At 73.5% G+C, this 15,774-nt stretch carries 10 protein-coding genes; 4 read left to right on the plus strand and 6 right to left on the minus strand.

Annotated elements, in window-relative coordinates; all coding sequences use genetic code 11:
- Nucleotides 1-48 precede the first annotated feature (48 nt).
- From ABTY40_RS22590 to ABTY40_RS22600, 3 genes are all read left to right on the plus strand, one after another.
- Nucleotides 49-2,016: a hypothetical protein gene (locus tag ABTY40_RS22590; protein ID WP_352061178.1), complete on the plus strand. Its 1,968-nt coding sequence runs from the start codon at nucleotides 49-51 to the stop codon at nucleotides 2,014-2,016.
- Between the two features lie 124 nt (nucleotides 2,017-2,140).
- Nucleotides 2,141-3,025 (plus strand): metal-dependent hydrolase, encoded by an 885-nt coding sequence (locus tag ABTY40_RS22595; RefSeq protein WP_352061179.1) that lies wholly within the window; start codon nucleotides 2,141-2,143, stop codon nucleotides 3,023-3,025.
- Nucleotides 3,025-4,086 carry a PDR/VanB family oxidoreductase gene (locus ABTY40_RS22600; protein WP_352061180.1) on the plus strand — a complete coding sequence of 354 codons (1,062 nt, stop codon included), beginning with the start codon at nucleotides 3,025-3,027 and terminating at the stop codon, nucleotides 4,084-4,086. Before ABTY40_RS22595 ends, ABTY40_RS22600 begins: the two co-directional genes overlap by 1 nt.
- 10 nt (nucleotides 4,087-4,096) lie before the next feature.
- Here the strand turns inward: ABTY40_RS22600 and ABTY40_RS22605 are convergent, their stop codons facing one another.
- The gene (locus ABTY40_RS22605; protein ID WP_352061181.1) at nucleotides 4,097-4,531 is read right to left on the minus strand and encodes a hypothetical protein; all 435 of its coding nucleotides are present in this window, start codon (nucleotides 4,529-4,531) and stop codon (nucleotides 4,097-4,099) included.
- 37 nt (nucleotides 4,532-4,568) lie between these two features.
- Here ABTY40_RS22605 and ABTY40_RS22610 point away from each other — a divergent pair, with 37 nt between their 5' ends.
- On the plus strand, nucleotides 4,569-5,282 hold the full coding sequence (locus ABTY40_RS22610) for a TetR/AcrR family transcriptional regulator (protein ID WP_352061182.1): 714 nt from the start codon (nucleotides 4,569-4,571) through the stop codon (nucleotides 5,280-5,282).
- Here ABTY40_RS22610 and ABTY40_RS22615 read toward each other — a convergent pair.
- From ABTY40_RS22615 to ABTY40_RS22635, 5 genes are all read right to left on the minus strand, one after another.
- Nucleotides 5,267-5,599: a 5-carboxymethyl-2-hydroxymuconate Delta-isomerase gene (locus ABTY40_RS22615; RefSeq protein ID WP_352061183.1), complete on the minus strand. Its 333-nt coding sequence runs from the start codon at nucleotides 5,597-5,599 to the stop codon at nucleotides 5,267-5,269. The two genes, ABTY40_RS22610 and ABTY40_RS22615, sit on opposite strands and share 16 nt — an antisense overlap.
- A 176-nt stretch (nucleotides 5,600-5,775) precedes the next feature.
- On the minus strand, nucleotides 5,776-11,070 hold the full coding sequence (gene pulA / locus ABTY40_RS22620) for a pullulanase-type alpha-1,6-glucosidase (protein WP_352061184.1): 5,295 nt from the start codon (nucleotides 11,068-11,070) through the stop codon (nucleotides 5,776-5,778).
- Between the two features lie 67 nt (nucleotides 11,071-11,137).
- A complete protein-coding gene (locus ABTY40_RS22625; protein WP_352061185.1) occupies nucleotides 11,138-12,835 on the minus strand; it encodes a carbohydrate-binding module family 20 domain-containing protein in 1,698 nt (565 codons plus the stop codon).
- Nucleotides 12,836-13,015: 180 nt separating this feature from the next.
- Nucleotides 13,016-14,083, minus strand: a complete 1,068-nt coding sequence (locus ABTY40_RS22630) for a LacI family DNA-binding transcriptional regulator (protein ID WP_352061186.1) — start codon at nucleotides 14,081-14,083, stop codon at nucleotides 13,016-13,018.
- Nucleotides 14,071-15,738, minus strand: coding sequence for a glycoside hydrolase family 13 protein (locus ABTY40_RS22635; protein WP_352061187.1), 1,668 nt, complete (start codon nucleotides 15,736-15,738; stop codon nucleotides 14,071-14,073). Before ABTY40_RS22635 ends, ABTY40_RS22630 begins: the two co-directional genes overlap by 13 nt.
- Between the last annotated feature and the right edge of the window lie 36 nt (nucleotides 15,739-15,774).

The following is a 15,774-nucleotide window of genomic DNA, read 5'->3' on the forward strand; positions in this document are numbered from 1 at the left end:
CCGCCGCCCCCAAGGTGACCATCGCAAGAATCGCTCGTTCTGCTGAATGTGAGCATCCAGGATGTCGCCCCCTCGTCCATCGGCCCCGTCGACGTCGAGCAGGCCGAGGCCGCGCTCGTGGAGCGCTATCCGCGCCTCGTGCGCATCGCCTATCTGGTCCTGCCGCCGACGCTGGGACGCAACCGCCGGGTGCTGACGGCGCACGCGCTCGTCCAGCGCGCGTTGCCGCGCCGGCGCGTGCCGGGGGCGGCGGTGCCGGGTCCCCGGCGCCCGGAGGACGCGGTCGATCCCGGGTACGCGTACGTACGGGGGGAGGTGCTGCGGCAGGCGCTGGTGGCCGGACTGCCGCTGCGGCGGTGGGCCCTGCCGCGCCGGGCGCAGTTCCCGCCGCTGCTGCCGCAGGTGTGGGGGCTCCGCCTCTTCCCCCGGGTGGGCGGCGCGGACGAACTCGCCCTGGACCAGCTTCTGTCGGCGCTGTCCGGGCCGGGGCGGGCCGCGTACGTGCTGCGCGGTCTGGAGCGGCAGGGTGACGCGGAGGTGCTGCGGGTGCTGGCCGCGGCGGGCGTGGCGGACCCGGCGGCGGCGCTCGCGGAGGCGGACGGGGTGGGCGCGGCGGTGGCCGGGAAGGCGGGGGCGGCGGACCGGGCCGGCGGGGCGGCGCTCCTGGAGTCCCCCGAGTTCGACCCGTGTTCGCTCCAGGCCCGGCCGACGGACCTGATGCGGCGCCGCCGGCACGGGCGGGCGGCGCTGGTCGCGGCGGCGGCGCTGGTGGTGTGCGGGACGATGCTGGGGCTGCCGGGGGACGGCTGGGGCAGGAACGGGGCCGCCGCGCCGTCGTACGCCCGCCACCCGGCGGCGGAGGCGGCGCTCGACCCGGGGCAGGTGAAGCGGGTCCCGGCGGCGCTCTGGGAGGGATCCACCCGGCGGGACTTCTCGGTGTGGCCCGCGCGGGGCGCGCTGGCCGGGGACCGGGCGCTGCTGCGGCGGGCCCTTGCCGTGTGGGCGCGGCCGAGCGGCGCGGTCCGTTCCGCGGCGACGCCGGGCACGCCGGTGGGGCCGCCGATGGGGCCGCCGCAGCTGCTGTTCGCGGGGGTGCTGGACGGGGTCAGGGTGGTGCTGTTCCACGACGGGTTGCGGGTGGTGCGGTACGCGGAGCCGGTGGAGGGGACGGCGGGCGCCGCGCTGGACTTCGCGCGGACGGACGCGGCGGACGCGGTCGGCGCGGCGGCGCTGGTCGTCTCCCGCACGGCGGAGAACGTCCGCTATCTGACGGCGCCGTGGGTGCGGGAGACGGCGGTACGGGACCTGCTGATGCCCGCGAAGGAGCCGTGGCCGCTCGCGCGGGACGCGTCCGGGGTGACCGAGCCGATGCCGAGTCCGGCGCGGGCCCGGGAGTGCGTCCGCTGGAACGCCCTTCAGGTGGGGGACGGTTCGGGACGGCGGCTCCTCACGGACCTGGGCGAGGTGGCGCCGGCCCGGCTCCTGTGGGGTCCGCCGGCCGCGCCGGTGGACGCGACGGGGGCGGAGGCGCGGCGGGAGTGGGCGCGGACGGCCTGCGCCCTGGCGGCGGTCCGGGGGCACGGGGTGCGGTCGGTGCAGGCCTGGCGGTTCGCCCGGCAGCCGCTGCCGGAGGGGGCGGGGCGGGCGTCCTGGGTGTGCGCCCGGGCGGAGACGTGGCGGGGTACGGGCAGCCGGGTCCTGGCCCAGTTCGCGCCCCCGCTGCCCGCCGGGACGAAGCCGTCCGGGGCGCCGGCCGTGACCGTGGCGCGCTCCGACGGTTCCCCGGCCTGCGGCGTGCGGGACCCGCGCGTGCTGGCCGGCGTCCTGTGGCGCGCCCCGAGCGGGGCCTGGCACGTGCTGGCGGCGGGCACGGAGGACGTCGCCTCGCTGGACCTCTCGGGCGGGGTCCGGGGGCACGCGGAGGGGCACCTCCTCGCCGTGCCCGCCGCACAGGGCAGCCGGGCGGAGGTGACGGGCACGCTGCGGGACGGGACGCGGGTGACGGCGTTGCGGTGAGGGCGGGGCGTCGGCCGGACCCCGGCCGGGCAGGGGGAGCAGCCCGGGCGGGCGGCGGCGGGCGGGGGCAAAAAGCGCCCGCACGCCCCTTGGCCGCCCGTCTACCGCTCAGTACATTGACGCCATGTCTAATACGCAGCCCGCACCGGTGGCGTCGGAACACGTCGAACTCAAGGCCCGCAAGGTCGCCTTCGACTGGCGGGAGACCCCGCTGCACTGGGTCCCCGGCGACCCCTTCACCACCCACACCATCAACGTGCTGCACCTGCTGCTCCCGGCCGGGGAGCGGTGGTTCGTGCACGTGTACAAGCAGGCGCTGCCGTACATCACCGACGACCGGCTCCGCGAGGACGTCATCGGCTTCATCGGGCAGGAGGCGGTGCACTCCCAGGCCCACGACGACGTCCTCCCCCACCTGCGGGAGCTGGGCCTCGACCCCACCCCCTACACCGCGCAGGTGGACTGGTTCTTCGAGAAGCTCCTCGGCGACCGCACGCTGCCGCCCGGCCGGCCGCGCCGCTGGTGGCTGAAGGAGCGGGTCGCCCTCATCGCCGCCATCGAGCACTACACGGCCTTCCTCGGCGACTGGGTCCTCAACGCCGACGAGCTGGACCGGCGCGGCGCCGACCCGATGATGCTGGACCTGCTGCGCTGGCACGGCGCGGAGGAGGTCGAGCACCGCGCGGTCGCCTTCGAGCTCTTCCTCCACCTGGACGGCGGTTACCGGCGCCGCGCCCGCACCTGGGCGCTGGCCTTCTCCGCGCTCGTCTTCCTCTGGCAGCGCGGGGTCCGCTTCTTCCTGGAGAACGATCCGAGCCTGCTCGATCCCAAGGCCTCCTTCGCGGACTTCGTCCGCCGGGGCCGCGAGGGCGTGCTGCCCTCCACCCCGGCCATGCTGCGCTCGATCCCCCGGTACCTCAGCCGCTCCTACCACCCGTCCCAGGAGGGCGACACCGCGCAGGCCCTCGCCTACCTCGCCTCCTCCCCCGGCGCCAACGGAGGCCGCTGATGCCCCGGTTCACCACCGTCGCCCTGGCCGCCGGGGCCGCGCTGCTGGTCCGCCGCGCGGTGCGCCGCCGGATGGGCACCGCCCCGCTGTGGCCGATGCCGGCCCTCGACGAGCCGGTGTCCGGGTACGGGCGCGGCGCCACCGTCCCCCGGCGCGTCCTGGTCACCGGCCGCTCCACGCCCGCCGAGGGGGTCGTGGAGCTCCGTCTCGAAGGCGAGCGGCTGCCCTCCTGGCAACCGGGTGCCCACGTCGACCTGGTGCTGCCCTCCGGGCTCGTCCGGCAGTACTCGCTCTGCGGCGACCCGGCCGACAGCGGCGCGTACACGATCGCGACCCGGCTCGTCGAGGAGGGGCAGGGCGGCCGGGGCGGCTCCCGCGAGGTGCACGAGCAGCTCCACCCGGGGGTGGAGGTCGAGATCCGGGGTCCCCGCAACCGCTTCGCGCTCGCCGCCGCGCCCTCGTACGTCTTCGTCGCCGGCGGCATCGGCATCACCCCGGTCCTGCCGATGGCGCGCGCCGCCGAGGCGGCCGGGGCGGACTGGCGGCTGGTGTACGGCGGCCGGAGCCGGGCCACCATGCCGTACCTGGCGGAGGTGGAACGGCTCGGCGGCGACCGGGTGACGGTGGCGGCCGAGGACGAGTCGGGCCGCCCCGACCTCGCGTTCCTCGCGCAGCTGCCCCCGGAGACGGCCGTGTACTGCTGCGGGCCCGACGGGCTGATGGCGGCCGTGGCGGCGGCGATGCCGGAGGGCCGGGAACCGCGCCTGGAGCGCTTCACGGCCTCCGCGCCGGCCGGCGGCAGCGCCTTCGAGGTCGAACTGCGGCGCACGGGCCGGACGGTGACCGTACCGGCGGACCGGTCGGTCCTGGCGGCCGTACGGGAGGAGCTGGCGGACGTGGCGTACTCCTGCCGGCAGGGCTTCTGCGGCAGCTGCCGGCAGCGGGTCCTCGCGGGCGAGGTCGACCACCGGGACGAGCTGCTCACCGACGCGGAACGGAAGGACTCGATGCTGATCTGCGTCTCCCGGTCGGCGGGCGGGCGGCTCGTGCTCGACCTGTAGCCCCGCCGCCCTACGGGAGGATCAGCCAGTCGAAGGCGAGCGCGGCGAGGAGACCGCCGACCAGGAGCCAGGTGCCCAGGCGGGTACGCCCGTTGCGGGACAGCTCGATCACCACACCGCAGAGGATCATCGCCAGGCCGTACACGCCGACGACCAGGACGGAGGTGCGGCTCGCCAGCCGGACCACCAGGACGACGGCCATCGCGACGAGCAGGACGGAGGCGGCGGCGACCCGCAGCCGCCGGGCCTGCTTGGGGGTGAGCCCGCCGGCCGCACCGGCCGCTCCGCCGTCCCGGTCCTGGTCGTCGTCCCGGTCCCGGTCCTGCTCGTGGTCCTGCTCGTCGCCCTGGACCTGGTCCCGGCCCTGCTCGTGGTCCTGATCCCGGCCCCGGTCCCCGTCCTCCGGGGCCTCGGCCGCCGGGGTGCCCTGCTCGGAAGCGCTCATGGACCAGGAGCGTAACGGACCCCGTTAGGCTGTTCGCATGACGACCGGGGTGCGCCGCAGGATGGGCGTCGAGGAGCGCAAGCAGCAGCTGATCGGGGTGGCCCTCGAACTCTTCAGCCACCGCTCTCCCGACGAGGTGTCCATCGACGAGATCGCGGCGGCCGCCGGGATCTCGCGCCCGCTGGTGTACCACTACTTCCCCGGCAAGCAGAGCCTGTACGAGGCGGCGCTGCGGCGCGCGGCCGACGAGCTCGCCGCCCGTTTCCTGGAGCCCCCCGACGGCCCGCTGGGGGCGCGGCTGCTGCGGGTGATGGGCCGGTTCTTCGACTTCGTGGACGACCACGGGCCGGGGTTCGCGGCGCTGATGCGCGGCGGCCCGGCCGTGGGCTCGTCCACGACGAACGCGATGATCGACGAGGTGCGGCAGGCCGCCTACGAGCAGATCCTCGCGCACCTGGAGGTCCGCAGCCCCTCGCCCCGGCTCGAACTGGTCGTCCGTTCCTGGGTGTCGCTCGCCGAGTCGACGGCCCTGCTGTGGCTGGACGGCCGCCGGGTGCCGCGCGCGGAGCTGGAGCTGCAGCTCGTGCACGACTTCGCGGCGCTGGCCGCGGTGAGCGCCGCGTACGACACGGAGGTGGCGGACGTCCTGGTCGGCATCCTCGCCGGCGAGGATGCCGACGGGCCCTTCGCGGACCTGGTGACGCGGCTCTCCGCGCTGCTGCCGCGGGTGCCGGATCAGCGCTTGCGGTAGGACGGTTCGAGGTCGCGGACCTCGACGGAGAGCCGTACGCCGTCGGTCGTCTTCAGGTGGCGGGGCAGCAGGCCGAGCACGGCCTCGGAGAGCCGCGCCCGTACCTCGTCCGTGCGGCCGGCGAGCAGGGCGATCTCGACGTGGACGACGGCGTCCTCGGTGGAACCGTCGCCGACGACCGTCTCCTCCACCTCGCGGAAGCGGGTCTTGCAGGCCTCGAGCTGCGTGTCGACGGTCTCCACGACGAGCGGGTGCAGGGCGAGCGCGAAACCGCGCCGGTCGAGGGGCGCGGAGTAGTCGACGGTGATCTGCGGCATGGGGTCACTCCTGGTGAGGATGGTGTCGGGCCACACCCTGACGGGAATCGCCCCGACCGCACAAGTGACCTTCCGACGGGCGGACACGGGGGGGCCGGCGGCGCCCGTCCGACGCGCCGCCGCCCCGGCGCCGGAGGGTTCCGGTGCCGGGGCGGCGGTCGCGCGTGAGGGGCCGGTCAGCCGGTGGCCTTGAAGACCGCGACCGTGCGGGCCGGGACGGTGAAGGTGCCCGAACCGGCCTCGTACGAGGCGGACCTGGTCACCGGGTCGGAGCCGTTCGCCTGGACCGGGTGGAGCGCGTACGCCTTCCCGGCGAGGCCGGGGACCGTCTGCGCGTGGGTCCGAGGGGCGGCGTTGAAGACGACCACCAGGTCACCGAGGCGCATGGTGATCACGCCCGGGGTCTCGGCGGGCCCGGAGAGCGGGAAGGACAGGGCATCCTGCACCTGACCCGCCGTGGCCAGGGAGAACGCCGGCTCGCCGGTACGGATCTTCTGGAGGTCCCGGTAGGCGGCGGAGGCACCCTCGATCTCGGCGCACCCGACCGTCAGGGACGGCTGGGTGAGCAGCGGCTTGCCGTAGGGCCACTTGGCCTTGTTGTCGGCGGCCGGCGGGAGGCCGCGGCCGAAGCCGTTGCCGTCGCGGCAGTCCCAGTGGAGGGCGTTGAACCAGTCGCCGCTGTCGTAGGAGTTGCGGTCGAGGGACTTGGAGCGCAGCAGGTCCGAACCGGCCTGGGAGAGCGCCGGGCCCTGCGAGAGGGTGGCCGTCGCCATGGCGAGGACCTGGGCGCGGGCCCGGTCCGCCGGGGACGTGTCCGCCGGGAGCTTGAAGGCGAGCGCGTCGTAAAGGGTCTCGTTGTCGTGGGCGTCGGCGTAGGCGAGGGCCTCTCCGGGGGCGGCGGCGTAGCCGGCCGGGGAGCCGTTGTAGTCGACCTCGGAGCCCTTGACCGTACGCCCGGAGGTGTCGGTGAAGGTGTAGGAGGCGAGGTTGCCGGACAGGCCGACCTTGATGAGGTCCTGGTAGTGCAGGAGACGGGCCTTCTGCTGCTCCGGGGAACCGTTGGCGGGCGAGGAGTTGGGGTCGGTGGCGAGGCCGGAGGCGAAGCCCTGGACGCCGGGGTCCTCGTCGAAGGGGCCGCCGCCGCGCACGGCGTCGCGGGCCCGGTCGGAGAAGGTGGCGATGCCGGTGCCGGCCATGTTCTTCTGGGTGGCCTGGACGAAGCGGGCGTCGTCGGCGATCTCGCCGAAGTTCCAGCCCTCGCCGTAGAGGATGATCGCCTTGCCGTCGACACCGTCCTTCTCGACGGTGAGCGCGTCGAGGGCCTCGCGGACGGCGAGGATGTTCTCCTTCGGGTGGTGGCCCATGAGGTCGAAGCGGAAGCCGTCGACCTTGTACTGCTTGGCCCAGGTGACGACCGAGTCGACGACGAGCTTGCCCATCATCGCGTTCTCGGGCGCGGTGTTGGCGCAGCATGTGGAGGTGGCGACGGTGCCGTCGGCCTGGAGGCGCTGGTAGTAGCCGGGCACGATCCGGTCGAGGACGGACTTGTCGGACTGTCCGGCGGCGACGGTGTGGTTGTAGACGACGTCCATGACGGTGCGCAGGCCCTGGCCGTTGAGGGCCTGGACCATCCGCCGGAACTCGACCGTGCGGCGGGTGCCGTTCGGGTCGGTGGCGTAGGAGCCCTCGGGGACGGTGTAGTGCAGCGGGTCGTAGCCCCAGTTGTAGGCGTCCTTGGCCGCGGCGGCGGCCACGCAGGCCTGCTGCTCCTCGGAGTCGGGGGCGTAGACCTTCAGGTCGCAGGCGGGGGCGGTCTGCGCGGACTTCTTCTCGGGGACGGTGCCGATGTCGAAGACCGGCAGCAGGTGGACGTGGGAGGTACCGGAGTCGGCGAGCGCCTTGAGGTGCTTCGAGCCCTTGCTGTCCTGGTCGGTGAAGGCCAGGTAGGTGCCCCGGTGCGCGGCGGGCGTGGTCGGGTCGGCGACGGAGAAGTCGCGGACGTGGAGTTCCTGGATCTGGGCGTCGCGCAGGGGCACGGCGGCCGGCTTGCGCAGGTCCTTCCAGCCCTTGGGGGCCAGCGCCGGGGAGGTGAGGTCGACGGCGAGGCTGTGGGTGGAGTCGGTGGTGAGGGCGGTGGAGTAGGGGTCGGTGACCTTGTTGAGGACGACCTTCTGGACGGTGGGCGCCCAGACCTTCACCGCATACCGGTAGGGCTTGCCCGCCCAGGACTTCGGGCCGGTGACCGACCAGACGCCGGTGGCCTCGTCGCGCCGCATGGGCACGGTCCTGCCGTCGAGTTCGAGCGCGACGGACTGGGCGGTGGGGGCCCAGACGGAGAGGGTGACGCGGCCGTCGCGGAAGACGGGGCCGAGGGCGGCCTTCGTCGCCTTCGGCGCGTACAGGTCGTCGAGGACACCGGCGGTCTGCACGCCGGTGGCGGCGAGCAGGGCGCCGTTGGCGGCCCGCTGGGTGGCGACGAGCTGGCCGCGCAGGGAGGAGCGGACCCGGTCGGCGTCGCGCGGGTCGACGGTGAAGGCCGGGAAGTCCTTGAGGTGGGGGAACTTCGCCTTCTGGGCGTCGGTGAGGGTGCCGGGGTTCAGGCGCAGCCAGCGGCCCTCGTCGCTCAGGGCGCCGTCGGTGACGGTGATGCCGCCGTTCTCGGCGTACACCAGCTGCTGGCTGGTGGCGTCGGTGGCCTTGACCTTCCAGACGACGGTGTTCCGGTCGATCCACTGGGCCTCGGCCTTGCTGAGGTCGAGGTTCGGGGTGCCGCCGGCCATCGGCAGGAGGTACTTCTGCTGTCCGCCGAGCAGCCAGACCTCGTGGCCGTGGGTGGCGAGGTCGAGGGACTGGTCGGTGGGCAGGTCCTTCTGGTCGCCCTTGTGGAGGATGTACGAGAGGGAGGTCGCGCCCGGGGCGAGCGGCACCTCGAAGACGGCGCCGTACGCGTCGACGCGGACCGGCAGGAGCGGCTTGGACCAGTCGGTCGGCTGGGCGGCGCCGGTCCAGGTGTGCAGGCCCCAGCCGTCGTAGTCGCCGTCCGCGCGCTGGTAGTGGAGGACGGCCTTGCCCTTGTCCTGGGGCGCGGGGGCGGGGGCGGTGTCGGACTGGCCGTCGCGGCCCTGCGTGATCCAGACCTCGCCGGTGCGGCCGAGGGTGATGCTTCGCTGCGGGCCGTCGGCGGTGCCGTCCTTCTCGACGGTGTACGGGAGCGAGGAGGCGCCCTCGGGGACCTTCACCCAGGCGAAGGCGCCGTGGGCGTCCCGTCCGGTGAAGGCGGCTTCCTGGCCGGCCGCCTTCAGCTTCCAGCCGTCGTAGTCGCCGCCGGGCCGCTGGTAGTGGACGACGGCGTAGGGCCGCTCGACGGCCACGGGCTTCTCGGGGGCGGGGGGCGCGCCTGCCGTGGTGGCGGCGGTGGCGCTCGCGGTGCGTCCGGCGGCGTCGACGGCGACGGCCTTGTAGCGCAGCGGGGTGCCGGCGGGCGCGGTGACGTGGTGGGTGACCTTGTAGGGGGCGTGGTCGGCGGTGCCGAGGGTCTGCCAGCGACCGTCTCCAGTCTGCGCGGCGAAGACGACGCGGTTGAGGCCGCCGCCGTCGACGCCGGCGGTGATCTCGACGGTGCCGGTGGCGCCGGCGGCCGGGGCCTTCAGGGTGACCGACGGGCCGGTGGCGGGGACCGGGAGCGGGGCGCCGGCCCGCAGGACCAGGGAGGAGAGGGCCGGGACGGTGACGGTCACGGCCCCGTCCTTCGCGGTGACGGCGCCCCGGCCGCCGTACAGGGTGGTGAAGGCGGTGGCGTCGACGGGGACGGTGACGGTCCTGGGCGCGGTGGAGCTGTTGGCGGCGACCAGGTACTCGGTGCGGTCCTTCGCGTCGGTGCGGGTGAAGGCGTAGACGGGGCCCTCGGCGTACCGTTCCCGCTGGATGCCGTCGCGCAGGGCGGGGTGCGCCTTGGTGAGCTTCGACAGGGCGGCGATGGACCGGTAGACGGGGTGGCCGGTGTCGTACGCGTCGGTGGCGTGCGTCCGGTCGGTGCCGAGCTGGTCGTCGTCGAGGTAGTCGGCGGTCTTCGAGGCGAAGAGGGTCTGGCGGGCGTCCTTGTCGCCGCCGGGGCCGGTGAAGCCCTGCTCGTCGCCGTAGTAGATGACCGGGTTGCCGCGCGAGAAGAACATCAGCTCGTTGGCGAGGGTGGCCCGGCGGACGAGTTCGGCGTCGGAGGCGTTCGGGTTGTCCTGCTTGAGGAAGGCGCCGATGCGGCCCATGTCGTGGTTGCCGAGGAAGGTGACCTGCTCGTAGGCGTTGGCCTTGTCGGTGGTGTAGCGGTGGTCCTCGGCGAAGACCCGGGCGAGCCGGTCGGCGCCGGCGCCCTGGGAGGCGAAGGCGCGGGCCGCGTCCTGGAAGGGGAAGTCCAGGGTGGCGTCGAGCCGGCCGCGGGTGACGTAGGGGGCGGTGACGGCGGGGTCGGCGGAGTAGACCTCGCCGAACATGAAGAAGTCCTCGCGGCCCCGCTTCTTGGCGTAGGCGTCGAGCGCGGTGGCCCACTGGGTCCAGAAGTCCAGATCCACGTGTTTGACGGTGTCGACGCGGAAGCCGTCGATCTTGAAGTCGTGGACCCACTTCTCGTAGATCCGCTTCATGCCCTCGACGACCTCGGGGCGCTCGGTCCACAGGTCGTCCAGGCCGACGAAGTCGCCGTACTCGGCGGATTCGCCGGCCCAGGTGGAGTCGCCCCGGTTGTGGTACATCGTCGGGTCGTTGAGCCAGGACGGGACCTTGGTGTTCGCCTTCTCGACCGGGGTGTACGGGAAGGAGTCGGCGTCGACCCGGCCGACGGCCGTGCGGTCGTCGAAGGGGCGGCCGTCCTTGTCGAGGTACGGGTAGGCGCCCTTGGGCCGGTAGCCGTACTTCTTCTCGGCGTAGTCGACGGTGTCGGCGGTGTGGTTGGTGATGACGTCGAAGAAGACCTTCATGCCCTTGGCGTGGGCGGCCTCGATCAGCCTCTCCAGGTCCTCGTTGGTGCCGAAGTGCGGGTCGACCTGGGTGAAGTCGGTGATCCAGTAGCCGTGGTAGCCGGCCGAGGCGTCCTTGCCGGTGCCCTGCACGGGCCGGTTCTTGAAGATCGGCGCCATCCAGATGGCGGTGGTGCCGAGGCCCTTGATGTAGTCGAGGCGCCGGGTGAGGCCCTTGAGGTCGCCGCCCTGGTAGAAGCCCTTGTCGGACGGGTCGAAGCCGGTGTCCAGGCGTCCGCCGGTCAGGCCGCCGCGGTCGTTGGCGGTGGAGCCGTTGGCGAAGCGGTCGGGCAGGACGAAGTAGAACTGCTCGCGGGTGAGGTCCTGGCGGGCGGGCTGCGCCGCGAGGGCCCGGTCGGAGGGCGGGGCGGGCGGGCGGGGGGCCGCGCCGGCCGGGAGGGCGGGCACGAGGGCCGCGCACAGGGCGGCGGCCAGGGTGACCGCCGTTCTCTTGCGTATCACGGGGGAGCTCCCTGGAGGGACGGGAAGAGGGGGCCGCCCGGGCGGGGCGGCCCCTGGGGTGGACGGCTCAGTTGCGGAAGGTGTCGTTCAGGACGACCTGGCCGGAGGCGGGGACGGTCGCGGTGCGGTTGGCGCCGGACTCCCAGGTCACGTTGCCGGCCGCGTCCTTGCGGACGTACTTGTACTCGAAGACCGTGCCGGCGGGCAGGTTCACGGCCAGCTTCCAGACGGGGTAGGCGGCCGGGTCGAGCTTGGGGGCGGCGGCCGGGTTCCAGTTGCCGAGCTCGGCGCGGTTGCCGGTGACGTAAATGTTCTGGCCGGTCACCGTGGTGGCGGTGACGTTGAAGGAGGCGCCGGCGGTGGCCGGGGGCGGGGTGGTGCCGCTGCCGCAGCTCGTGGCGCCGGTGTGCAGGGCGAGCGCGGTGTGGGCGCCGAGGGTGGCGGTGAACTGGCCGGCGGCGTTCACCGTGACGGGGTTGCCGGACTGGACGTCGCAGTAGGTGCCGGCGGGCAGCGAGGTCTGGAAGGTGCGGCCGAGGGCCGAGGACTCGCGGTTGATCACCACGTAGGCCTTGGAGCCGCGGCCGAACGCGATGGCGTTGTTGCCGTTGTCCCACCAGTCCGTGACGCCCTGGCCGCGGGCGGTGTTGCGGAAGCCGACCATGGAGGCGATCTCGCGCCAGGCGTGCTGGCACTTCCAGCCGTTGCTGTAGCAGGCGTCGACCCGGTTGCCGTTCGGGGCGCCGGCGTCCTTGTCGGTCCACTCGTAGCCGGAGTGGACGTCCGGGGAGCCGTACGGCCAGGCGAGCATGAAGACGGAGGCGAGGGTGTAGTTCGCGCCGTCCTTGTAGTTGAGGGTGTCGCCGCCGCGCTCGGTGTCGTGGTTGTCGACGAAGACGCCGGACTGACCGGAGGGCATGTAACCCCAGGCCTCGCCGAAGTTCTTGAGGTGGGCGAGCTTCTCGTTCTGCAGGACCCGCTTGAGGTCGCGGGCGTAGCGGAACTCCTGGACGTCGCCGTTGCCGAGGTACTCGCTCGGCGAGACGGCCTCGCCCGCGCCGAAGATGGCCTCCTGCTTCCAGTGGACGGAAGGGTTCGTCAGCCGGGACTTGATGTTCGCGAGGTCGGCGGCCGGCATGTGCTTGGCGGCGTCGATGCGGAAGCCGTCGACGCCGAGCGTCAGGAGGTCGTTCATGTAGGCGGCTATCCGGCCGCGCACCCAGTCCTCCCCGGTGTCGAGGTCGGGCAGGCCGACCAGCTCGCAGTTCTGGACGTTGGCCCGGTCCTGGTAGTTCGAGATGACCGTGCGGCAGTCATCCATGTCGGCGCCCGAGTAGAGGCCCGGGTAGGCGTACTTGGAGAACGAGGTCCCGCCCGTTCCCGTGCCCGAGGCGTTCGCCATGTGGTTGATGACGGTGTCGGCGACCACCTTCACGCCGGCGGCGTGGCAGGTGTCGACCATGCTCTTGAAGGCGGCGCGGTCGCCGAGCGGGCCGGCGATCTTGTAGCTGACGGGCTGGTACGCGGTCCACCACTGGGCGCCCTGGATGCGCTCCTGGGGCGGGGAGACCTGGACGTATCCGTAACCGGCGGGGCCCAGCTGGTCGGTGCACGCCTTGGCCACGGAGGCGAAGTTCCATTCGAACATCACGGCGGTGACGTCCTTGGGGCCGGGCGCGGCCGCCTGCGCGGCGGGCGGTGCCGTGACGGCCACAGCGGCTCCTGCCACAAGGGCGAGGGCAGCGGCCACGGTCTTCCTTGCCATGTTTCCTCCTGTACGACGTCCCTGTCGCAAGAGCGGATCCGCACGAGCGGTTCGCAAGAAGTTGCCGCAAGAGACAGCAACTGTTTTCAGCCGTGACCGTAGGGGCGCACAGGCGTGCGGTCAATACATCGCACAACCGAACGCAAAAGGTTGCGCAAGGAGTTACGAACGGACGGCCCGTCAGGCGGCGGGCTGCGGCGGCTGCGCCGTGGAACCGCGCACCACCAGCTCCGGCTGGAACACGAACTCCGTGCGCTGCACCGGGTTGCCCTCGATCTCCTCCAGGAGCGCGCCGACGGCGGCCGTCGCCATGGCCTGCACGGGCTGGCGGACGGTGGAGAGCGGCGGGCTGGTGAAGGCGATGAGCGGCGAGTCGTCGAAGCCGACGACGGAGACGTCCCCGGGCACGTCGAGACCGCGGGCCCGGACCGCGCGGATCACGCCGAGCGCCATCAGGTCGGAGCCGCAGACGATGCCCGTGCAGCCCTCGCGCAGCAGGACGTCGGCGGCGGCGTGGCCGCCCTCGACACCGAACAGGGTGGGCCGGATGAACCGCTCGGCCTCGTCCCGTTCGACGCCGAGGAGTTCGCGCAGCTCGGCCGTGAACCCCTCGGCCTTGCGGCGCGAGGGCACGTACCGGGTGGGGCCGATGGCGAGGCCGATCCGCTCGTGGCCGAGTTCGACCAGGTGCCGTACGGCCATGCGGGCGGCGGCCCGGTCGTCGGGCGAGACGAAGTTGGCGTCGATGCGCTCGTTGTAGCCGTTGATGAGGACGAAGGGCACGCCGCGCTCGGTCAGCCGCGCGTAGCGGGTGGGGTCGGCGGAGGCGTCGGCGTGGAGCCCGGAGAGGAAGACGATGCCGGCCACACCGCGCTCGACGAGCTGGTCGACCAGCTCGTCCTCGGTGGCACCGCCGGGCATCTGGGTGCAGAGCACGGGCGTGTAGCCGTGTCCGGCCAGGACCTGCTCGACGACCTGCGCGAAGGCCGGGAAGATCGGGTTGGTCAGCTCGGGCACGACGAGGCCGACGAGCCCGGCGCTGCGGCGTTTGAGCCGTACGGGACGCTCGTAGCCGAGCACGTCGAGCGCCGCGAGCACCTTGTGCCGGGTCGCGCCGGCCACCCCCGCCTTGCCGTTGAGGACGCGGCTGACGGTGGCCTCGCTGACCCCGGACTGGGCCGCGATGTCCGCGAGCCGCGGGGCGCCGTTCCCGGCGCCCCGCGGCAGGGGGATCGTCACGCCGCCCACCAGACGGTGGTGTCGGCGGGGAGCTCCACGACGCCGTCGCCGGGGGCGACGGGCTCGTTGGAGAGGAGATACCGGCCGGGCAGCGGGACGGAGATGGCCCGGCCGGTGGTGTTGGCGGTGCAGACGAATCCGCCGCGGCGGAAGGAGAGCACACCCTCGGGTGCCTCCAGCCACTCGACGAAGTCGCCCGCACCGAGCTCGGGACGCTCGCGCCGGACGGCGAGCGCGCTGCGGTACAGCTCCAGGGTGGAGCCGGGGTCGCCGGTCTGCGCCTCGACGCTCAAGCTCCCCCAGGTGGCCGGCTGCGGCAGCCAGGAGCCGCCGTCGCCGAAGCCGTACGAGGAGCCCTCGACGGTCCACGGGATCGGCACCCGGCAGCCGTCGCGGAAGCCGTCCTGGCCGCTGGCCCGCCAGAACGAGGGGTCCTGGCGGACCTCGTCGGGCAGGTCGGTGACGTCCGGCAGGCCGAGCTCCTCGCCCTGGTAGACGTAGGCGGAGCCGGGCAGGGCCAGCATCAGCAGGGTCGCCGCCCGGGCCCGGCGCAGGCCCAGCTCCCGGTCGCCCGGGGTGCGCAGCTGGGTGCCGAGGCCCGCCGGGTTGGCGAAGCGGGTGGCGTGGCGGGTGACGTCGTGGTTGGACAGCACCCAGGTGGTGGGGGCGCCGACCGGGCGCATCGCGGCGAGCGAGGCGTCGATGACGGTCCGCAGCTCGGCCGCGTCCCAGTGGGTGCCCAGGTACTGGAAGTTGAACGCCTGGTGCATCTCGTCGGGGCGCACGTAGTTGGCGGTGCGGTCCACGGTCGGGGTCCAGGCCTCGGCGACGAGGACGCGCTCCCCGTCGTACTCGGCGAGGACCTTCCGCCAGGAGCGGTAGATCTCGTGGACGCCGTCCTGGTCGAAGAAGGGCATGACGTCGTTGCCGAGCAGCTTCAGCTGGTCGTGGGCGCCGATGTCGGGCAGGCCCTCGGCCTTGACCAGGCCGTGGGCGACGTCCACCCGGAAGCCGTCGACGCCCATGTCGAGCCAGAAGCGCAGGATGGAGCGGAATTCGTCCCGTACGGCCGGGTGCTCCCAGTTGAAGTCGGGCTGCTCCGGGGCGAAGAGGTGCAGGTACCACTCGCCGGGGGTGCCGTCCGGGTTCTCGGTACGGGTCCAGGCGGGGCCGCCGAAGATCGACTCCCAGTCGTTCGGCGGCAGTTCGCCGTTCGCGCCCTTGCCGGGGCGGAAGTGGTAGCGCTCGCGCAGCGGGGACCCGGGGCCCTCGCGCAGCGCCCGCTGGAACCACTCGTGCTGGTCGGAGGAGTGGTTGGGCACCAGGTCGACGATGACGCGCAGGCCCAGGGCGTGGGCCTCGCGGATCAGGGCGTCGGCGTCGAGGAGCGAGCCGAACATGGGGTCGATGGCCCGGTAGTCGGCGACGTCGTACCCGGCGTCGGCCTGCGGGGAGGCGTAGAACGGGGAGAGCCACACGGCGTCGACGCCGAGCTCCTTGAGGTACGGCAGCCGGCTGCGGACACCCTCCAGGTCACCCATGCCGTCGCCGTTGCCGTCGGCGAAGCTGCGCGGGTACACCTGGTAGATCACCGCGTCTCTCCACCAGCCCGTGTGCGTGCCGGTGGTGGGGGCGTCGGCGGGGGTGGCGAGGTGCTGGGTCATGTCTTCCCTGGGAGGTAAGGAGGGGCGTACAGGTGG

It is taken from the genome of Streptomyces sp. NPDC126503, from assembly GCF_040302405.1.
Lineage (GTDB): Bacteria > Actinomycetota > Actinomycetes > Streptomycetales > Streptomycetaceae > Streptomyces > Streptomyces gulbargensis.